Origin of the sequence: Cereibacter changlensis JA139 (assembly GCF_003034985.1) — a bacterium.
Classification (GTDB): Bacteria; Pseudomonadota; Alphaproteobacteria; order Rhodobacterales; family Rhodobacteraceae; genus Cereibacter; species Cereibacter changlensis.
Map to the genome: position 1 here is coordinate 1 of NZ_PZKG01000074.1, position 20194 is coordinate 20194.

Consider the following 20194-nt stretch of genomic DNA (forward strand, 5'->3'; position numbering starts at 1 on the left):
TCTTCGGGCTGGAGGGCTCGGGGGCCGAGGAATTCTCGCGGGCGATCTTCGGTATCGTGCCGCCGGTCTCGGGCCGGGTGGAGCTGCTGGGCCAGCGGGTCACCGATCTGACCCCGCACGGGCTGATGCGCCGCGGCCTGTCCTACCTGCCGGCCAACCGCAAGGAGGAGGGGCTCTACATGGAGCGCAGCATCGCCGACAACATCGCGGCGCCGATCCTGCGGCGGCTGTCGCGGCTGGGGCTGGTGAACCGCGCCTCGGTCGACCGGCAGGCGACGGCGGACATCAAGCGCTTCGCGATCCGGGTGCCGGGGCCGGACGGGCTGCCGCGCCAGCTCTCGGGCGGCAACCAGCAGAAGGTGATGCTTTCGGCCTGTCTCGCCAGCGCGCCCGAGGTGATCGTGCTGAACGAGCCGACCCGCGGCGTCGACGTCGGAGCCAAGGCCGAGGTGCATGAGGTGGCGCGGCGCGAGGCGGCGGCGGGACGGGCGGTACTGGTCTTCTCCTCCGACCTGCCGGAGCTTCTGCGGCTGGCGCATCGCATCGTGGTGATGCGCTCGCGCCGCGGCGTGGGCGAGATCGCCGGCCGCGACATGAGCGAGGAATCCGTCATGGCGCTGGCCGCCGGAAGCCGCTGAGCAAGCGAGGAAGACAGGATGATGACCGAAAGCAGCAGCGGCCCCGCCGCCGTCCCCGAACCCCGCATGAGACGGCCCGGCTTCGGGTCCAACATCCTGCCGCTAGCGCTGATCACCGCGGCCGTGCTCGGCTTCCTCATGCTGACGCGCGAGAATTTCGCCACGGCGCAGAACCTGAACTCGATCCTGTTCGGCGTGTCGATCGAGTTCCTCGCCATCGTCGGCTTCACCTATGTCATGGTGATGCGCGAGATCGACCTCTCCGTCGGCTCGGTCTTCGCGTTGACCGGCACGATGACGGGGGCGCTGCTGGTGGCCGGCTGGGGTTTCTGGCCCGCGGCTGCGCTGGCGCTGGCGGTCGCAGGCTTCATCGGCTTCCTGAACGGCTTTCTGGTGGTGCGCTTCAACATCAACTCGCTGATGCTGACCATCGGCACCATGCTGATGGTCCGGGGCCTCGCCAATGTGCTGGCCAACAATCTCGGCGGGCAGACCTACCCGCGGGCCTTCCGCCAGCTGGCGCGGACCAATGTCTTCGACGTGCGGCTGACCGTGGTGGTCATGGTCGTGCTGGTGCTGCTGGCCTGGGGTTTCCAGCGCCGCTCGACGCTGTTCCGCAAGATGTGCTTCATCGGCGAGAACGTGAAATCGGCGACGGTGCACGGCATCCAGGTCGGGCGGATCAAGATCCTCGCCTTCATGGCCAGCGCGATGACCGCCGGTCTGGCCGGGATCTTCACCGCCTCGCGCATCACCTCGGCCGATGTGCGCATGGGGCTGGGGCTGGAATTCGTCATGGTGACGGCGGCGATCATCGGCGGGGCCAGCCTCTACGGCGGCAAGGGCGACCTGCGCGGCTCGGCGCTGGGGCTCCTCCTGCTGGCGGCGGTGCTGAACGGCATGATCATGTATGACGTGGAGCCGGTGTTCCAGCAGTTCGTCATCGGCCTGCTGCTGATCGTCACTGTCGCCTTCGACACGATCATGAACCGCCGGAGGGGCTGAGATGAGCATCCGCAAGATATCCTTCCTGCGCGTGCAGCGGCTGGAGCAGGAAAGCCTGACGCTGGGCGTGGCTTTGCTGATGGCGGTGGCGCTGGCTTTGCTGTCACCGGCCTTCCTCGACGCGAACAACCTCGCCTCGCTGCAGACCTCGATCGCGCCGAACCTGATCGTCGCGCTGGGGATGATGACGCTGTTCATGATCGGCCGCTTCGACCTGTCGGTCGGCGCCGTCATGGGCATCTCGGGCATCGCCGCGGCGATGGCGCTGGACGCCGGCGCACCCATGCCCTTGGGCATCGCGGCGGGGCTGGCGGCCGGGCTCGCCATCGGGGCCTTCAACGGCTTCATGGTGGCCTATCTCGGGATCAACCACCTGATCGTCACGCTGGGCGTGCTCTACATGACCCGCGGCATCATCGAGGTGATCATGGTCGGCGCCAAGCTCGCCGGATTCACCAGCTTTCCCGCCAGCTTCTCGGCGCTCGGCCAGTGGAGCTTCGGCGGGATCTCCGCGATCTTCGTCTTCGCGCTGCTCCTTTGCCTCTGCGCCGAGCTGTTCCTGCGGCTCACCTTCCCGGGGCGCAGCCTGCTGTTCCTTGGCGGCAATCCGCAGGCGGCCGAGGCCACCGGGCTGAACCGCCGCCGCATCGAGTTCTGGGCCTTCGTGCTGTCGGGCGGGCTGGCGGCGCTGGCCGGGGTGCTGATGACCGCGCGGATCGGCATGGCCAACCGCTACATGGGTGAGGGGCTGGAGATGCAGATCTTCATCGCCTGCCTCGTCGGCGGCGGGTCGATCGGCGGCGGCAAGGGGTCCTATGTCGGTGCGCTGGTGGGGGTGCTGTTCATCGCGCTTCTGACCAACGCCTTCAACCTCTTGGCCGTGCCCTCGGAATGGCAGGCGGTGGTGATCGGCGGGGTGCTGGTGCTGGTGGTTACGGTCGACGCCATCCTGGTGCTGCGCAAGGCCGGCCTTGGCGCGCCATCCTCGGGCTGAGGCCGGCGCATCTGCGCGGCTGATCCTACTGCCGGAAAGACAAAGGGGCGGCCCGGAGATCCGGGCCGCCTCTCGCTGCTGGAAACCCCGGGAGGTCAGGCTTCCAGCGGGTTGCCGCTGGCGAAGCCGCCATCGACCTCGAGGCACATGCCGGTGACATAGGCGGCGGCGGGCGAGGCGAGGAACAGGCAGGGCCCGACCAGGTCATGCGTCGTGCCCCAGCGGCCGACGGCGGTGCGGTCGGCCACCGCCTTGTTGCCGAATGGGACGGACCAGATCGGCTTCGTCATGTCTGTCTGGTGGTAGCCCGGGGCGACGGCGTTCACCCGGATGCCCTCGCGGCCCCATTTGTGCGCCAGCGCCCGGGTTAGGCCCAGCACGCCGGTCTTCGACGCGGTATAGGCCGGCACGCCCGGATCGGCCATGAAACTCAGCATCGAGGCGATGTTGATGATCGAGCCCTTCGCCTCGGCCAGCCGGTCGTGCAGGCCGATCGCCAGCCGGAACTGGCTGTTGAGGTTCACGTCCATCGTGTCGAGCCAGATGTCCTCATCCCATTCCGCGCCGCCACGGGCGATGCCCGCGCCGTTCACCAGCACGTCGCAGCGGCTCTGTCGGGCGCAGAAGGCCTTCACCGCCGCGCGGTCGCGCACGTCGAGCTGCTCGAAGCGAATGTCGGCCGGTTCGCCGGTCAGCCCGCCGATCTTGGCGGCGGAGGAGCCCGTCGCCGTCACCTCGGCCCCCAGTTCGGCGAAGCCGCGGGCGATCTCCAGCCCGATGCCGCTGGTGGCGCCGGTCAGGATCACGTGCTTGCCGGCGAAGAGATCGCTGCGGAAGCTGGCTGTCATCTCGGATGTCATGTCGTCTTTCCTCTCAGACCAGTTGGCGCAGCGCCGCGACCACCATGTCGGGGGTGATGCGGATCGGTTCGTTCTCCATGATCTCGCCGGGGCGGCAGGCCCGCTCGGCGACCCGGCGCAGCTTGTCTTCGGTGACTTCCTCGATGCCGATGTCGGCCAGCCGCACCGGCAGGCGCACCGAGGCGCAATAGGCGCGGACTCTGTCGAACTCCTCGCGCTGGCCGTGGATCAGCAGCGTCGCCAGCACGCCGATGGCGACCTTCTCGCCATGCAGGTGGTGATGCACGTCGGGCAGTTCGCAGAGCCCGTGGTGGATGGCATGCGCCCCCGCCACGCCGCCGGATTCGAAACCGGCGCCGGAGAGCAGTATACTGGCCTCGACCACCCGCTCGAAGGCCGGGCCGGCGGTATTGGCGTCGCATTCGGCCAAGGCCGCCGCGCCATGTTCGAAGATCGTGTCGCGGCAGAAGCGGGCGATCTCGAAGGCCAGCGGCGAGCCATGCGTGCCCCAGCAGTTCGGCGCATCGGCCAGCCGCGAGCTTTCCGCCTCGTACCAGGTGGCGAGGGCGTCGCCGATCCCGGCGGCGAGGAAACGCGCCGGGGCCTCGGCGACGATCTGGCTGTCGACCAGCACGAGATCGGGGTTGCGCGGCAGGAAGTAGTCGTAGGCGACGGTGTGGTCCTCGCCATAGACCACCGCCAGCGCCGAGCAGGGCGCGTCGGAGGCGGCGATGGTCGGCACGATCACCGTCGGCAGCCCGCCCAGCCGGAAGGCCACCGCCTTGGCGGTGTCGAGCGCCTTGCCGCCGCCGATGCCGATCACCATATCGACGCCGGCCGCCTCGCCCGCTGCGACCGCCCGGGCGATCTCGGCCTCGGAACATTCGCCGCCATGCACGAGGATCTCGACGGCAAGCGGCGCCGCCCCGGCGCGCACCGGGCCGTCGAGCCGGGAGGCGAGGAAGTTGTCGAGCAGGATCAGGGCCTTGGAGCCGAGGCTCTTCGACTCCTCGCCGAGGCGGGAAAGCAGGCCGGGGGCCTGGATGTAACGGCCCGGAAACCGGGCGCCGGTGACGCGCAGGGTCATGTCTGTCTCCTTACCAGCAGGTGTAGCCGCCATCGGCCAGCACGATGGAGCCGGTCATCAGGCTCGCGGCGTCCGAGGCGAGGAAGAGGATCACCGCGGCGACCTCGTCGGGGCGGCCCATGCGGTTCTGCGGGGTGCCGCCGACCCAGTGCCGCATCAGCTCTGGGTCATCGTAGACATAGGCGTTCATCTCGGTCTCGATATAGGTCGGGGCCACGGCGTTGACCCGCACCCCGCGCGGCGCCCATTCGGCGGCGAGCGACCGGGTCAGCTGATGCACCGCCGCCTTCGAGGCGTTGTACTGCGCCTGCTCCTGCGGCCGGTTGACGATATAGCCGGACATCGAGCCCACGTTGACGATGGTCCCCGCCTGCCGCTCCAGCATCCGCTTGCCGAAGGAGCGGCAGCACCAGAACAGCCCGTTCAGGTTGATGTCGACAACGCTGGACCAGACATCGTCGCTCATCGTCTCGGCGGGCACGTTGGAACGGGCGATGCCGGCGTTGTTCACCAGCACGTCCACCTCGGGATATCTCGCCGCCAGCGCCTCGACCGCGGCGGAGTCGGTCACCTCCAGCCGGTCGGCGCGCACGTCGTGGCCCTTGTCACGCAGCCCCTGCGCCGCGGCCTCGGCGGCCTCGGCGTCGCGGTCGGTCAGGATCACCCGCGCCCCGGCCTCGGCCAGGGCTTCGCAGGTGGCAAGGCCGATGCCCCGCGCCCCACCGGTCACCAGCGCGGTGCGGCCATCGAGACGGAAGCGGTCGAGGTAGGTCATGGAATTCTCCTGAATGTCAGTCGGCCGCGGCGTCGAGGCGGTCGAGGTCGTCATAGAAGGCTTGCGACGAGTCGTAGATCCGGTCGAACACCGGCTGCATCAGGGCGTAATGCTCCTGCCAGCGCGGCTCGGGCCGGATCTCGCGGTCATGGCGCACGATGCGGGCGGCGGCGGCGGCGACATCGCTGTCGGCGCCGGTCGCGACCGCAGCCAGGATGGCGCAGCCGACCAGCCCGCATTCGGCCTCGGCCGGGATGCGGATCGGCTTGCCGTAGATGCTGGCCTTGATCCGCAGCCAGAGATCGGCCTTGGCCCCGCCGCCGGAGGCGACCAGCGCCTCGGGGGTCGTGCCGGTGGCTTTCTCCATGATGCGCAGGTGGCGGTTCACCGCGAAGCCGACGCCCTCCAGCACGGCGCGGTGCATCTGCGGCAGGCCGTGGCGCGCGCTCAGCCCGAAGAACTGCGCCCGCGAGTTGCGATGCGCCCCCAGCCTTTCGCCGACGAGGAAGGGCAGGAAGAACAGCGAGTCCGCCCCCGCCGCGGCCGCCTCGGCTTGGGCCAGGATGTCGCCGTAGCTCAGGCTGTCGTCGTGGAAGGCGCGCCGGGCCCAGCGGGCGGAATCGCCGCCGGCCTCCAGCAGCACGAAGGCGCCCCAGTTGCCTTCGGCGGTGCCGACATTACTGATCTCGGGGTCGAGCACCGGGGTCTCGGTCACCAGCGTCAGGATCGACGAGGTGCCGGCGACCTCGGAAGCCAGCCCCGGCCGGCAGACGCCGGAGCCGAGCAGCGCCAGCGGGTAATCCGCCCCGCCGACCAGCACCGGCGTGCCTTGCGCAAGCCCGGTGGCCGCGGCGGCCCCGGCGGTGACCCGGCCGAGGATCTCGGAGGGCAGCCGGATCGGCGCCACCATCGCCATGTCGAGCCCGAGCCGGTCGAAGATCGCCGGCGACCAGCCCTGCGTTCTCGCGTCGATCAGGAAGGAGCAGGCGGCGTCGGTCCAGTCCATCGCCCGCTCGCCCGTGAGGCGCAGGTTGAGGAAATCCTTGGGCATCATCACCGTGGCGGTGCGCGCCCAGGCGCCGGGGTCGTTGGCGCGCAGCCATTGCAGCTTGAAGGCGGGCCAGGCCGGGGTGGGCGGATTGGCGGTCAGCGCCAGCCACTCGGCCAGATCCTCGCGCGCCTCGAAGTCGTGCACATGGTCCAGCGTGCGCTTGTCGTTCCACAGCGGCACGGTCTCGCGCGTCGGGTTGCCTTCGGCGTCCACCAGCACGGTGCCGTGCATCTGGCCGCAGGCGCAGACCGCCTCGATCGCCAGCCCCTCGGCGCGGGCATGGGCGGTCACCTCGCGCAGCGTGGCGCAGGCGGCGGACCACCAGTCCTCGGGGCGCTGCTCGGACCAGCCGAAGGCCGGGGTGATCTGGCGGTACTCGCAGGCGGCGACGAACAGCACCTGCCCGTCGCGGCCCATCAGAGCGGCACGGGTCGATCCCGTGCCGAGGTCGATTGCGACGGTTGCCATCGGCTCGCTACCTGCGGATGAAGGAGGTGCCGTTCTGGATCAGCACGGCGACGACGATGATGACCCCGAGATACACCTGCTGGTGATAGCCCGGCACGCCGGCGAGGTTCATGATGTTGCCGATGACCCCGAGGATCAGCACGCCGATGAAGGTGTTCAGCACCCCGCCGCGGCCGCCCATCAGGCTGGCCCCGCCGATCACCACCGCGGCGATCACGTCGAGCTCGTTGCCCGAACCGACCGAGGCCGAGCCGACGCCGGAGCGCGAGGTGACCAGCACCCCGGCCAGCGCCGCCAGCGCGCCGGAGATGACGTAGACCGCCAGCACGTACCAGGAAACCGAGATCCCCGACAGCCGCACCGCCTCCTCGTTGGACCCGATGGCCTTCACCAGCCGGCCGAAGCGGCTGAAGTTCAGCACGAGGAAGGCGAGGGCGAAAAGCGCGATCATCAGCAGCGCCGGGTTGGGCACGCCGAGGGTGAAGGAGGTGCCGAAGGTCTGCAGCGCCTTGCCCGGCGCGCCGAGGGTGATCGGCTGGCCGTTCGACAGGATCAGCGCGAAGCCGCGGGCCCCGGTCATCATCGCGAGGGTGATGACGAAGGCGGGCAGGCGGAAGAAGGCGATGAAGATGCCCGAGATCAGCCCGCAGATCGCGCCGGTGCCGATCACGATGGCCAGGGCCACCGGCATCGGGAAGTCCTGCACCATCAGCGCGGTGGTGACCGAGCCCAGGGCGGCGATAGAGCCGACCGAGAGGTCGATGCCGCGGGTCAGGATCACGAACAGCATCCCGATCGCCATGACGCCGATCCCCGACATCTGGCGCAGCACGTTCATCACGTTGCGCTCGGTCAGGAAGGCGTCGGACTGCGACTGCGCCAGCAGGATCAGCAGCACGAAGATGGCGAAGGTGCCGTACTGGCGGAAGGCCTTGCCGAAGTCGAAGCCGCGGCGGGTTTCCGCCTCGTTGAAGGTGATGGTCTTTTCGGTCATGCCAGCCTCTCCGCGCTTGCGGGCTGACGGCGCGTCATGGACAGCGTCAGCAGTTTTTCTTCTTCGAAATCAATGGGCATCAGTTCGCCGCGCAGCTCGCCCTCGCCCATGACCAGCACCCGGTCGCAGAGCCCGAACAGCTCGGCATGTTCCGAGGAGATCACGATCACCGCCTTGCCGTCGGCGGCGAGCCGGTGTATCAGGGTGTAGATCTCGGTCTTGGCCCCGACATCCACGCCGCGGGTCGGCTCGTCAAGGATGATCAGGTCGGGATCGACGTTGAACCATTTGGCCAGCACCACCTTCTGCTGGTTGCCGCCCGAGAGGCTCGACACCGGGTCGTGCATCGAGCCGAGCTTGATGCGCAGCGATTGCACCAGCTTCTGCACCAGCCCGCGTTCGGCCCGGCCGCGGAAGAAGCCGCCGGTGGTGACAGGCGCGGTGTTCGCCATGGTCGCGTTCTTCAGGATCTCCATGTCGAGCACGATGCCCTGGCCCTTGCGGTCCTCTGGCACGAGGCCGACGCCGCGGCGCACCGCTTGGCGGGGGCTGCGCGGCCGGTAGGGGGCGCCGTGCAGGAACATCTCGCCGGAGGAGACCGGGTCGGCGCCGAAGATGGCGCGGGCAAGCTCGGTCCGGCCGGAGCCGACCAGCCCGCCGAGCCCGACCACCTCGCCGCGGCGGATGGAGAAGCTGACATCGTGGATGCCGTTCGGCAGCGACACGCCGGAAAGCCGCAGCACCTCCTCGCCGAGCTCGGTCTTCGGCTTCTCGCCGAAGAGCTGCGACAGCGGGCGGCCGACCATCATGCGGATCAATTCGTCGACCGGTGTCGAGGCGGGGGTGACGGTGTCGACCCGGCGGCCGTCCTTCATCACGGTGACGCGGTCGGCGATCTCGTAGATCTCGTCCAGCCGGTGCGAGATGTAGACGATGCCGACGCCGGCCGCACGCAGGTCCTTGATGATCTGCAAGAGCCGCCGGGCGTCGCCGGTGGACAGCACCGCGGTCGGCTCGTCGAAGACGATGACCTGCGCGTCGCGCGACAGGGCCTTTGCGATCTCCACCACCTGCTGATGCGCCACCGACAGGTCGCAGACCCGGTCGCCCGGCGCGATGTCGAAGCCGAGCCGCTGGATCAGCGCCCGGGCGCGGGCGCGCAGCTTCGGCCAGTTGATGCCCGGCGGCAGGGCGCCGAGGAAGATGTTCTCGGCCACAGACAGATCAGGGGCCAGCGCCATCTCTTGGTGGATCACCGAGATGCCGCGCCGGATGGCGTCGGTCGGCCCGCTGAGCCGCACCTCGGCGCCGCCGATCAGCGTGCGGCCGGAATCGGGCCGCATCTCGCCGCCCAGCACGCGCATCAGCGTGGATTTCCCCGCGCCGTTCTCGCCGCAGAGCGCGTGGACCTCGCCCGCATGCAGGTCGAAATCGACATTGGTCAAGGCATGGATGCCCGCAAAGGACTTGGTGATGTCCTCGAGCTGGATCAGAGCTGCCATCGGGCCTCCCCCCTTCGGCGTAGGGTCGTGCGGGCCGCCCGGAGATCCCGGGCGGCCGCGCGTTGCATCAGAACAGGGATTCGGGATTGTAGTAGGTGTCCACGTTTTTCTGGGTCACCACCGCCGGATCGGTGAAGGTGAACTTGGTCAGCTCCTGCTCTTCGCCGTTCAGCGCCTTGACGCCGATCTCGACGGCGAGCTTGGCCAGCGCCGCCGGATCGTTCAGGCCGGTCGCGCCGTATTCGCCGTTCTTGATCATCTGGTAGGCTTCCTTCTGGCCGTCGGCCGCCGCGACGAGCAGCACGCCGTCCAGACGGTTCGCGGCCTTCAGCGCCTCGCGGGCCCCGATCACCATCGAGTCGTTCTCGCCCAGCACGACGTTGATGTCGTCATGCGCGGTCAGCAGGTCTTCCATGGCGGTCAGGCCGCCCTCGGTCGCCCAATTGCCCCAGCCCTGGCCGACGATCTCAATGTCGGCGCTGCCGTATTGGGTGATGGTGGCCTCCATCAGGCCCGAGAGCACGCCGGTGCGGCGGGCCTGGCCGACGACATTGCCCTGCGAGCCCGAGAGCAGCGCGATCTTCAGCGGCTTGCCGCCGGACTGCTTGGCCAGCCATTCGCCGACCAGCTTGCCGTTGGCCTCGTTCGAGGCCGAGACGTTGGTGATGAAGTTGGCGGAGGGGTCGAGCATGGAGTCCATCGCGACCACATGCACGCCGGCGGCGGTGGCGGCGTCGACGGCCGGCACGAGGCCCAGCGAGTCGCGCGGGTTCACGATCAGCACGTTCACGCCCGCGGCGACCATGTCTTCGATGTCGCCGATCTGCTTGATCATGTCGTTCTGGCCGTCGGCGGTCCGCACGGTGCAGCCGAGCTCCTCGGCAGCGGCGCGGGCGGCGACTTCCTGAGCCGCGAAATAGGGCGCGCCCAGCGTGTACATGGCGACGCCGACCGAGCAGGCCTCCTGCGCGGAAGCGGCGGACGTCATCAGCGTGGCGCCCAGAAGAGCGCCCGTCAGAGTTCTCATTTTCATTCTAATCCTCCCATGGATCGAACCTCCCGGAACGGTCCACCTGACAGCGGCGGCAGACGGTCGGCTCCCGGGAATGCTAGGCGGCAAAATTTCGCGCGTCAACAATATTCACAGATAAAAATGTAGCAGAAGCAACAAAACTGTTTGATTATGCGGCCTCTGCTTCGTAATTATCGGATAAGTTGGTAGTTCTGCTACCGGAAACTATGGAGAATGCCATGATCTTTACCGAGCCGCGCCTCTGCGACATCTCGGTCGCTACGGGGATGCTTCAGAATGCCGATGGGCATTACCGCAAGAGCTACCGCGACCTGACCGGGCTCTACGCCGACAGCGAAGCCTTCGACGCGATCCTGGCGCAGAAGGCCGACGCCATCGCCTACGAGGTCACGTCCTACACGCCGGGCGCCAAGACCTCGGACATCATCATGGGGGTCACCCGGATGGAGCCGGGCAAGGTCGGGCGCGAGTATTTCCTGACCCGCGGCCATATCCACGCCAACGGCGACCGGCCCGAGGTCTACCACACGCTCTCCGGGCGCGGCGTCATGCAGATGGAAAGCCCAGAAGGCGAGGTGCGGCTGGTCGAGATGGGGCCGCAGCAGGTCTGCTATGTGCCGCCCTATTGGATCCACCGCTCGGTGAACATCGGCGACGACGACCTGGTGATGTTCTTCGCCTATCCGGCGGATTCGGGTCAGGACTACGGCATCATCGAACGCTCCGGCGGCATGCGCGTCCGGATCATGGACGACGGCCGCGGCGGCTGGGTCGCCGAGGACAACCCCGCCTGGCGCAACCGCACTCCCGACGAGGTCGCGTCGATCCTGAACCGGGCGGAGGCGATGGCATGAGCGGGATCTTCGAACGGGTCGCAGCCCTCGGCGTCGTGCCGGTCATCGCCATCGAAGACGTGGCCCATGCCGTGCCGCTGGCCGACGCGCTGCTGGAAGGCGGGCTCGGCATCGCCGAGATCACCTTCCGCACAAAGGCCGCGGCCGAGGTCATCGCCCAGCTCAGCGCCGAGCGGCCCGAGCTGCTGACCGGCGCGGGCACGCTGCTGTCGCCGGAGCAGGTGACGGCGGCGGCGCAGGCCGGGGCGACCTTCGGCCTCGCGCCCGGCTTCGATCCGGCGGTGGTGTCCGCTGCGGCGGCCGCGGGCCTGCCCTTCGCGCCGGGGGTGATGACGCCCTCCGACATCAGTCTCGCTACGGCGCAGGGCTGCCGGCTGATGAAGTTCTTCCCCGCCGTGCCCGCCGGCGGTCCGTCGATGCTGAAGAACATCAGCGCCCCCTTCGCCCATCTGGGGCTGAAGTTCGTCCCCACCGGCGGAGTGACGCTCGCCACCGTCGCCGACTGGCTGGCGCTGCCCGAGATCGCCGCGGTCGGCGGCACCTGGATCGCCCGCACCGAGGACATGCGCAACGGCGACTGGAAAGGCATCGCGACCCGCGCCCGCGCCGCCGTCGATCGGGTGAAGGAGATCCGGGGATGAGCCGCTACACACCCGCCGAGAAACCGACGCTCTATTTCATTGGCGTCACCACGGCCAAGAGCTCGATCATGAAGGTCTTCCCGGCCTGGGCCAAGGAGCTGGGCCTCGGCGACGTGCAGATCAAGGGCATGGATTTCCCTCTGCACGCCGACCCCGAGGCCTATCGCGCGGCGGTGGCCTTCATCCGCGACGACCCGCAGTCGCTGGGCGCGCTGGTGACCACCCACAAGATCGACCTGTTCAACGCCTGCCGCGACATGTTCAACGTGATCGATCCCTTCGCGCAGCTGATGAAGGAGACCTCCTGCATCTCGAAGCAGGACGGCCGGCTGGTCTGCCACGCCAAGGACCCGATCTCCTCGGGCCTGTCGATCGACGGCTTCCTCGGGCCGGACTACTTTGCCCGCACCGGGGCCGAGGTGTTCTCGATTGGCGCCGGCGGCTCGACCATCGCGCTGACCTGGCACCTGATGCGCAAGGAGCGCGGCGCCGATGTGCCCTCGCGCATCGTGGTGTCGAACCGATCCGAGCACCGGCTGGACGAGATCCGCGGCATCCATGCGCAGATCCCGACCGACGCGGCGCTCGACTACGTGCTTGCCCCCGCGCCCGCCGACAATGACGCGGTGCTGCCGCGGCTGAAGCCGGGCTCGCTGGTGATCAACGCGACCGGGCTTGGCAAGGACGCGCCCGGCTCGCCGCTGACCGATGCCGCGGTCTTCCCGGAGGGCGCGGTGGTCTGGGACCTGAACTACCGTGGTGACTTGGTCTTTCTAGACCAGGCGCGGGCGCAGCAGGCGGAGCGCGGGCTGACCGTCGTCGACGGCTGGACCTACTTCATCCACGGCTGGACCCAGGTCATCGCCGAGGTGTTCCACATCGAGATCGGCACGGACGAGGCGACCATCGACCGGCTGACCCGGATCGCCCTGCAGGCGGCGAAGGGCTAGGCAATGGCGCGCATCCTCATCACCCCGCGCTCGCTGACCTCCGAACCGCCGCAGGAATTGCAGGCGCTGCGCCGCGCCGGGCACGAGCTGGTGTTCTCCAGCTCAGGCCAGACTCCCGACGAGGCCGAACTGCTGCGCCTCGTCCCCGATGTCGAGGGCTGGCTGGCCGGGGTGGAGCCGGTCTCCTCCGCCGTCATCGCCGCCGCGACCCGGCTGCGGGTCATCAGCCGCAACGGCAGCGGTGTCGACAACCTGCCGCTGGCCGAGACGTCGGCCCGGGGCATCCACGTCGAGCGGGCGCTGGCCGCCAATGCCACCGGCGTGGCCGAGCTGGCGGTGGGGCTGGCGCTCTCGGCCTGCCGCCGCATCCCCGATGTCGCCGGCGGCGTCCGTGCAGGGGCTTGGCCCCGACCGAAAGGGCGCGAGATCGACGGGGCCACCGTCGGTATCGTCGGCCTCGGGGCAATCGGCCGCAAGGTGGCCGGAGTGATGGCGGCGCTCCGGGCCCATGTGCTGGCCGCCGATCCGATGCGCCCGCCGCTCGGCCCGCTGCAAGGGCTGGTGAGCTATGCCGAGCTGGACGAGGTACTGCGCCGCGCCGACATCCTCACGCTGCACTGCCCGCTGCCGGAGGACGGCCGCCCGCTGGTCGACGCCGAGGTGCTGGAGACCATGCGGCCGGGGATGATCCTGATCAATACCGCCCGCGCCGGTCTGGTGGACGAGACGGCGCTGCGGCCGGCGCTGGAGCAGGGACGGGTGGCGATCTACGCCACGGATGTCTTCGCCACCGAACCGCCGCTGCCGGGCGGGCTCGCCAGCCATCCGCAGGTGATCGCCACCAGCCATATCGGCGGGCTGACTGACGCCAGCGTGCGCCGCGCCACCGAGATCGCCGTCGCCAACCTGCTGGCGCATCTGCCGGGGCAAGACCATGCGGCTGGTTGAGACGCCCTTGGACCGACCGCTGGCCGAGCTCCTCGCCGCCCCGCCCGGCGAGGCGCTGCGGCTCTGTTGGCTCGGCCAGGCCGGGTTCGTCATCGACGGCGGCGGGCGGCGGGCGGTGATCGACCCCTATCTCTCGGACTCGCTGGCCGAGAAGTACCGTGGCAAGGCCTTCCCGCACCGGCGCATGATGCCCGCGCCGGTGGCGCCGGACCTTGTCGCCCATGTCGATCTGGTGCTGGCGACGCATGCCCATACCGACCATCTCGACCCCGGCACCCTGCCGGCGCTGCTCGCAGCCAACCCGGGCGCGACGCTGCTGGCCCCGCGCTCTGCGCGCGAGGCGGCGCTGCAGCGCTCGGGTGTCGACCCGTCGCGGCTGCGGCTGATCGAGGCGGGGGAGAGCTGCATGATCGCCGGGATCGGCGTCACCGCCACCCGCGCCGCGCATGAGACGCTGGAGCGCGACGCCGAGGGCTTCCACCGCTTCCTCGGCCTCGCGTTGCGGATCGGCGGTGCCACGGTTTTCCACTCCGGCGACACCATCCCTTTCGACGGGCAGCTCGAGGAGGTCCGGGCGCTGGCCGCCGATCTCGCGCTTTTCCCGGTGAACGGTCGGGATGCGCTGCGGGCCTCGCAGGGGGTGCCGGGCAACCTGACGCTGGACGAAGCGCTGGCCCTGGCGCGCGAGGCCGGCATCCCGGCGCTGATCGCGCATCACTTCGATCTCTTCGACTTCAGCACCGTCCCCCGGCCCGAGGTCGAGGCGGCGACAGGTTCGTCGCAGCGCCCGCAGGCGGTGGCGGCCTCGGTCGGAATGGCGTATGGCTTGGACCAGTCTGCAGTCGAGCGAGCCCCATGAACACTCCGGCCGAAGCGCTTGCGCCGCGCAACATCCTGGAAATCGTGCGCATGATGCGGCCGGACCTGCGCAAATCCGACCGCAAGGTGGCAGATGTCGTGCTGGGCAGCCCGCAGCGCATCATGAACGCCACCGTGGCCGAGACCGCCGAGATCGCCGAGGTCAGCCAGCCGACGGTGATCCGCTTCTGCACCGCCATCGGCTGCGATGGTTTCCAGGATTTCAAGATCCGCCTGGCGCAGAGCCTGGTGCTGGGCACGCCCGCGACGCAATCGGCGATCTCGATCGACGACACGCCGGACGAGGTGGCGGCGAAGATCTTCGACTATACCATGACCTCGCTCGACTGGGCGCGGCACAAGCTCGACATGACCCAGGTGAACGAGGCGGTGGCGCTGATCCTCGCCGCGCGCAGCCTCGAGATCTTCGGCTTCGGCGCCTCGGCCATCGTGGCGCAGGATTTCCAGCAGAAGTTCCCTCTGCTCGGCGTGCCCTGCCACGCCACCACCGACAGCCACCAGCAGCTGATGGCCGCCTCGATGATGAAGCCGGGCGACGTGGCGGTGGCGATCTCCAACACCGGCGAGACCATGTCCATCGTCGAGCTGGCCCGGCTAGCGCGCGAGCAGGGCGGCAAGGTGATCGCGATCACCGGCGCGACCAACACGGCGCTGGCGAATTACTCGGACGTGCTGATCAACGTCGAGACGCTGGACAACACCGACCTCTTCACCCCCACCACCTCGCGCATCGCCGCGCTGGTTGCGGTGGACATAATCTCCACCCTCGTCGCCCGAAGGCTAGACCGGGTGGAGAACCAGCGGCTGGTGCGGATGAAGCGCTACCTGGCGCAGATCCGCAAGAACCAGATCTTCTGAGGACCCGCGGGAGCGGATGGCGCCTGTCGGACCTGCGCGGGGCGGGCGGGTAAGCCCCGCCCATAGGCCGACGAGAGCGTTCTGGGCAGGGCAGTTTCTCATATCGACTGGCCGTGGGACGGGACCGCGGCCTGTCGTCCCGCCTTTTCACTCGCGCGGAAAGTGTATTTCTTTGCTGGCAATTTGCCCGGGCGGCTGTAGGCTGATCGTATTTTAGTCATTTTGATAAGTGTGAGTCAGGGCGATCCAGGATCGCAGCAATGGACACCGGTCTCTGCGCAACATGGTTCAGGGACCTTCTGACAGGGAAGTCCCATGCAAGCACGCACCATGACACCCACCCGCCCCGGCTGGCCCCACTCCTGGCGCCGGCGCGCCTTGGCGACGACAGCGCTGATGTCGGCCTCGCTTCTGGCCCATACCGCTCTGGCCCAGGCCACCTGGACCGGCGCCGTCAGTTCCGATTTCGACACCGCCGGCAACTGGTCCGAGGGTGTGGTTCCGGACTCGACAAGCTTGTCCTTCGTCCGACCTCGGGCCAGACCACTGTGACGCTCGAGCGACCCAATGAAACGTCGCCTTACCTGATCAGCGGCGGCCTCACTTTCGAGGATGCGGCCCAAAGCTACCTGCTGGATGTCAAAGAGGGTGCATATCTCGGCATTCTGGGGCCGGTGACCAACAGTTCCGGCGTCACCCAGCAGTTCAACGTGTCCGGCGGAGCTGGAGGGGTGATCTCGTTCATCGAGCTCCAGGGCGAAACCGGATCGAACGTGATCTATACGGCCGGTGAGAACGGCAGGGTGAGATTGCGGACATCGGTCCCGGAAAACAGCGCAAGCTTCGTGCTGGACGGCGGGCGGCTGGAGTACTCCGGGTCTGGCGTCCTCGAGCTGGGCTCGCTCACCGGCACGGGAACGCTAGCATACGAGCTCAACGGAGCGGAAACCGGCACGATCCGCCTCGGCGGTTTCGGGACGTCCGACACGGTCGAGGTGCTTGGAGCGACGATCGCGCAGGTGGGGGCGCTGACGCTGGAGAAGGTCGGAGCCGGAACGCTGATCATGACCGGCAGCAATGGCTACTCCGGCGGCACCCGGATCCTGGGCGGTACGCTGCAGTTCGGCCAAGGGTCGTTCGACAGCCCGCTCGTCGGCAATGTCTACACAGGCGACAGCGAGGACTCGGGCCGGCTCGCCTTCGGCTACGAGGGCGACACCAGCTATTCGGGGGTGATCTCGGGGGCGGGCGATCTGGCGATCCTCGATGGTGCGGTCACCCTGTCAGGGATGAACACCTTCACCGGGCTCACCAGCATCAGCGAGGGCGCGACGCTGGCGCTGACGGGGCAGGGCAGGGTCAACCAGTCCAGCGGCGTCGAGGTGAACGGCGCCCTCGATGTCTCCGGCGCTTCGTCGGCGGCCGTGAAATCCATCTCCGGGTCGGGGATCATCAGTGTGGGAGGCGCCAGCCTCAGTCTGACGGACTCGACCGGCAGTTTTGCCGGCAACGTCACCGGCACGGGCGGGCTGAGCATCGATGCCGGCAGCCTCACCCTGACCGGCGCCAGCGACCTCACCGGCCAGTTCGGCGTCGGCGACGCCGCGAGCCTCACGGTGGGCGACGGCGAAACCTCCGGCTGGATCTCGGCCAATGTGCTGAACTACGGCGCGCTCACCTTTGACCGGAGCGATGGTGGAACCTATTCGGGTAGGATCAGCGGCACGGGCGACATCACCCTCACCGGCGGCGGCAGCTACATCCTGACCGGCGAGAACAGCAATTCCGGCAGCGTCACAATCTCCGAGGGCACTTCGGTGCAACTGGGCGATGGCGGCGCCACCGGCAGGCTGGGCGGCAGCGGCCCCAATTCCGGCAGCATCGCCAATGACGGGACGCTGATCATCAACCGGTCCAGCGCCACGACCTATGCCGGCGTGATCTCCGGCGGGGGCAACCTGCACCAGATCGGCAGCGGCAGGCTGACGCTCAACGGGGTGAACAGCTTTTCGGGGGGACGAGCGTCGAGGCCGGCGAGCTGTTGATCGGCGGCTCGGAGACCTTCGCCGCGGCGACGGTCGGCGGTGACGTTTCCGTGGCCAATGGAGCTGTGCTGGGCGGCTTCGGCACGATCGACGGCGGCCTGTCCATCCTCGACGGAGGCAGCCTGCGCGCGGGCAGCTCGACAACCATCGGCGCACTGCGGGTGAACGGCAATCTGAAGTTCGGCGGGGACTCGCTATTCAATGTAAGGGTGAATGGCGAAACCGGCTCGAGCGACCATGTCTCCGTCGGCGGCACGGCCTTGCTCGCGGGCTCCGTCGCCCATATCGGTTTCGCGGGGATCTACGATCCCGTCTCCACCTACACCATCCTCACCGCAGAGAGCCTCAGCGGCGAGTTCGACGGGGTGACCAGCGACTTCGCCTTCCTCTATCCGGTGCTCGACTACTCGGAGACCGAGGTCACCCTGTCGCTGGCGCGAAACGACATCGAGCTCACCGGGGTCACCCAGACCCCGAACCAGTTCGCCGTCGCCAAGGCGCTCGGCGCGCTGGGGCCGCAGTCGCCGATCTATACCGCCGTGTTGCCGCTCGGCGAGGCCGAGGCCAATGCCGCCTTCGACAGCCTGTCCGGAGAGGCGCATGCCTCGACCGGTTCCTTCCTGATCGGCAACAGCGCGCTCTTGCGCGACGCGCTCGGCCAGCGGATGCGCCGCACCGAGGCTCAGGGCGCGGGCGGCGTCACTGTCTCCAGCAAGGGCGCGGCCACCACGCCGGTCTGGGCCAGCTCCTTCGGCTCCTGGTCCGAGATCGACGGCAGTTCGAATGTCGAGGGCCTGTCCGGCTCCGCGGGCGGGCTGATGGCGGGGGTCGACCGGCAACTCGACAGCGGCTGGCTGATCGGGGCGGCGCTCGGCCTCGGCCGGTCGAGCTTCGATCTCGACGACGGCAGCGCCTCGGTCGACAGCAACGACTGGCATCTCGGGCTCTACGCCGATCGCAGCTGGGGGCGGCTCGCCTTCCGCGGCGGGCTCGGCTTCACCTCGCATGACGTGAGCTCCGAACGCGAGGTGGCGGTGGGCCTGATCTCGGAACGGCAGGAGGCCGATTACGACGCGCGCAGCCTGCAGGCCTTCGGCGAGCTCGGCTACCGGATTGACCGGGGCAGGGCGGTGTTCGAGCCCTTCGTCAACCTCGCCCATGTGCGCTTCTCCAGCGACGACATTGACGAGACCGGCGGCGTCGCCGCGCTGGAGATCTCGCCCAAGAGCCGCTCTACCACCTTCGCCACGCTCGGGCTGCGCGGCGCGCACGGCTTCAGCCTGCAGGGCGCCCCGGCGCGGCTGGAGGGCGCGGTCGCCTGGCGGCGCGCCTTCGGCGACCTGAACGCTGCCTCGGACAACAGCTTCATCGGCGGCGGCGGTTTCACCGTCGCCGGCGTCGATCTGCCGAGGGACGTGGTGACGCTCGAAGCCGGGCTCGGCCTCAGCCTCGGCGCCGGCAGCGACTTCAGCATCGGCTATGCCGGCCAGTTCGGCGACGGCGTGCGGGAGGACGGTCTCCGCGCGACGCTGAAGATGCGCTTCTGAGCGGTGAGGTGGCGGCGCCGGTAGAAGATGGTGCCGCCACCTTCGATAAGCTGCGCATTGCAACGGGTTGAGAGCCCTTTTGAAGGTGCGAACGTAAGAAGGCCCCAAGGTATGATGGCCGCCGCCACTTGCCGGCGGCTGCAACACCCAGTCTCCTCAGCGGAAGCGCTCGATGAAGGCGTCGATGTCGAGGCTGCGGATCTCGGGGAGGGCGGCGCGGAGGCGGGCATGGTCCCAGTCCCACCAGGCGATTTCCAGCAGCGCCTCGGCCTGTAGCGGGGTGAAGCGGCGCTTGAGCGGGCGGGCGGGGACGCCGCCGACGATCTCATAGGGGGCGACATCCTTCGAGACCACCGCGCCGGCGCCGATCACTGCGCCGGTCCCGACCGTGACCCCGGCGAGGATGGTCACGCCATGGCCGATCCAGACGTCGTGGCCGGTGGTCACCCAGTGGTCGCGTCGCCACTGGAAGAAGGCGGCGTCATCCTCGCCCAGCCCGTATTCCGCCGCGCGATAGGTGAAATGGTGCTGGCTCGCCCGCCAGGTGGCGTGGTTGCCGGGGTTGATCCGGGCGCCCTCGGCGATGGAGCAGAACTTGCCGATGGTCGACCAGACGACGTTGCCGCCGCGCACGATGTAGGAATAGTCGCCGAAGCTGGTCTCGCGCATCGAGACATCGGCCTGGATCTCGGTCCACTTGCCCAACTCGCAGTCGATGACCTGTGCGGTCTCGTGCACCGTCGGGGCTTCGGAGAGGTGTTTCATCGTTGGGACTCCCATGTGCCGATGATGCGGCCGCGGATCGCGGCGGAGGCGGCGTCGATCAGATAGACCATGCCGATGATGAGGAAGATGATCGACCAAGCTTCATCCCAGCGGTAGGCGCCGATGCGGTCGGCCAGGAGGAAACCGATGCCGACCGCGCCGAAGACGCCGAGGATGGCGCCGCAGCGGACATTGGCCTCGAAGGAGATCGACAGCCGCACCTGCGGCAGCACGGCGAAGCGGACCGATTGCAGCACGGTGATGTCCTGCCCGCCGAAGCCGATGCGGCCTTCCGTCGGC

The 20194-nt window shown here is 68.8% G+C and carries 21 protein-coding genes; 12 read left to right on the forward strand and 9 right to left on the reverse strand.

Annotated features, from left to right (window positions below; translation table 11 throughout):
* The 3 genes from C5F48_RS14790 to C5F48_RS14800 all read left to right on the forward strand — a co-directional run.
* A partial coding sequence (locus C5F48_RS14790) for an ATP-binding cassette domain-containing protein (RefSeq protein WP_146170614.1) occupies positions 1–638 on the forward strand: 638 nt, incomplete at its 5' end.
* Between the two features lie 66 nt (positions 639–704).
* On the forward strand, positions 705–1643 hold the full coding sequence (locus tag C5F48_RS14795; protein ID WP_170139580.1) for an ABC transporter permease: 939 nt from the start codon (positions 705–707) through the stop codon (positions 1641–1643).
* A gap of 1 nt (position 1644) precedes the next feature.
* The gene (locus tag C5F48_RS14800) at positions 1645–2637 is read left to right on the forward strand and encodes an ABC transporter permease (protein WP_107664667.1); all 993 of its coding nucleotides are present in this window, start codon (positions 1645–1647) and stop codon (positions 2635–2637) included.
* A gap of 95 nt (positions 2638–2732) precedes the next feature.
* Here the strand turns inward: C5F48_RS14800 and C5F48_RS14805 are convergent, their stop codons facing one another.
* The 7 genes from C5F48_RS14805 to C5F48_RS14835 form a co-directional block, all read right to left on the reverse strand.
* The gene (locus tag C5F48_RS14805) at positions 2733–3497 is read right to left on the reverse strand and encodes an SDR family NAD(P)-dependent oxidoreductase (RefSeq protein ID WP_107664668.1); all 765 of its coding nucleotides are present in this window, start codon (positions 3495–3497) and stop codon (positions 2733–2735) included.
* A gap of 13 nt (positions 3498–3510) precedes the next feature.
* Positions 3511–4584: a glycerol dehydrogenase gene (locus C5F48_RS14810; protein WP_107664669.1), complete on the reverse strand. Its 1074-nt coding sequence runs from the start codon at positions 4582–4584 to the stop codon at positions 3511–3513.
* Between the two features lie 10 nt (positions 4585–4594).
* Entirely contained in the window at positions 4595–5359 is a 765-nt protein-coding gene (locus C5F48_RS14815) for an SDR family NAD(P)-dependent oxidoreductase (RefSeq protein ID WP_107664682.1), read from the reverse strand.
* Between the two features lie 16 nt (positions 5360–5375).
* Entirely contained in the window at positions 5376–6878 is a 1503-nt protein-coding gene (locus C5F48_RS14820) for a xylulokinase (protein ID WP_107664670.1), read from the reverse strand.
* A gap of 7 nt (positions 6879–6885) precedes the next feature.
* Positions 6886–7872 (reverse strand): ABC transporter permease, encoded by a 987-nt coding sequence (locus C5F48_RS14825; RefSeq protein ID WP_107664671.1) that lies wholly within the window; start codon positions 7870–7872, stop codon positions 6886–6888.
* Entirely contained in the window at positions 7869–9374 is a 1506-nt protein-coding gene (locus C5F48_RS14830; RefSeq protein WP_107664672.1) for a sugar ABC transporter ATP-binding protein, read from the reverse strand. The genes C5F48_RS14825 and C5F48_RS14830 overlap by 4 nt, the downstream gene beginning before the upstream one ends.
* A 67-nt stretch (positions 9375–9441) precedes the next feature.
* Entirely contained in the window at positions 9442–10407 is a 966-nt protein-coding gene (locus tag C5F48_RS14835; protein WP_107664673.1) for a substrate-binding domain-containing protein, read from the reverse strand.
* A 218-nt stretch (positions 10408–10625) separates the two neighbouring features.
* On the opposite strand from C5F48_RS14835, the gene C5F48_RS14840 reads away from it, so the two are divergent.
* From C5F48_RS14840 to C5F48_RS14875, 9 genes are all read left to right on the forward strand, one after another.
* A complete protein-coding gene (locus C5F48_RS14840; protein ID WP_107664683.1) occupies positions 10626–11261 on the forward strand; it encodes a glucose-6-phosphate isomerase in 636 nt (211 codons plus the stop codon).
* The gene (gene eda, locus C5F48_RS14845; RefSeq protein WP_107664674.1) at positions 11258–11902 is read left to right on the forward strand and encodes a bifunctional 4-hydroxy-2-oxoglutarate aldolase/2-dehydro-3-deoxy-phosphogluconate aldolase; all 645 of its coding nucleotides are present in this window, start codon (positions 11258–11260) and stop codon (positions 11900–11902) included. Before C5F48_RS14840 ends, eda begins: the two co-directional genes overlap by 4 nt.
* The gene (locus C5F48_RS14850; protein WP_107664675.1) at positions 11899–12852 is read left to right on the forward strand and encodes a shikimate dehydrogenase family protein; all 954 of its coding nucleotides are present in this window, start codon (positions 11899–11901) and stop codon (positions 12850–12852) included. Before eda ends, C5F48_RS14850 begins: the two co-directional genes overlap by 4 nt.
* 3 nt (positions 12853–12855) lie before the next feature.
* Complete coding sequence (locus C5F48_RS14855) at positions 12856–13800, forward strand: phosphoglycerate dehydrogenase (RefSeq protein WP_107664676.1); 945 nt, start codon at positions 12856–12858, stop codon at positions 13798–13800.
* Positions 13787–14659: an MBL fold metallo-hydrolase gene (locus C5F48_RS14860; RefSeq protein ID WP_107664677.1), complete on the forward strand. Its 873-nt coding sequence runs from the start codon at positions 13787–13789 to the stop codon at positions 14657–14659. The genes C5F48_RS14855 and C5F48_RS14860 overlap by 14 nt, the downstream gene beginning before the upstream one ends.
* On the forward strand, positions 14656–15537 hold the full coding sequence (locus tag C5F48_RS14865) for a MurR/RpiR family transcriptional regulator (protein WP_107664678.1): 882 nt from the start codon (positions 14656–14658) through the stop codon (positions 15535–15537). Before C5F48_RS14860 ends, C5F48_RS14865 begins: the two co-directional genes overlap by 4 nt.
* A gap of 315 nt (positions 15538–15852) precedes the next feature.
* On the forward strand, positions 15853–16089 hold the full coding sequence (locus C5F48_RS25220; protein ID WP_170139579.1) for a hypothetical protein: 237 nt from the start codon (positions 15853–15855) through the stop codon (positions 16087–16089).
* Positions 16086–17582 carry an autotransporter-associated beta strand repeat-containing protein gene (locus C5F48_RS14870; RefSeq protein ID WP_170139578.1) on the forward strand — a complete coding sequence of 499 codons (1497 nt, stop codon included), beginning with the start codon at positions 16086–16088 and terminating at the stop codon, positions 17580–17582. The genes C5F48_RS25220 and C5F48_RS14870 overlap by 4 nt, the downstream gene beginning before the upstream one ends.
* Entirely contained in the window at positions 17579–19129 is a 1551-nt protein-coding gene (locus C5F48_RS14875; protein ID WP_170139577.1) for an autotransporter family protein, read from the forward strand. Before C5F48_RS14870 ends, C5F48_RS14875 begins: the two co-directional genes overlap by 4 nt.
* Before the next feature lie 156 nt (positions 19130–19285).
* Here C5F48_RS14875 and C5F48_RS14880 read toward each other — a convergent pair whose 3' ends face one another.
* Together C5F48_RS14880 and C5F48_RS14885 are read right to left on the reverse strand one after the other, a co-directional pair.
* Complete coding sequence (locus C5F48_RS14880) at positions 19286–19894, reverse strand: LbetaH domain-containing protein (RefSeq protein ID WP_107664681.1); 609 nt, start codon at positions 19892–19894, stop codon at positions 19286–19288.
* Positions 19891–20194 (reverse strand): PhnE/PtxC family ABC transporter permease (locus C5F48_RS14885; RefSeq protein WP_373454346.1); only part of this gene is annotated, 304 nt, incomplete at its 5' end. The genes C5F48_RS14880 and C5F48_RS14885, both read right to left, overlap by 4 nt.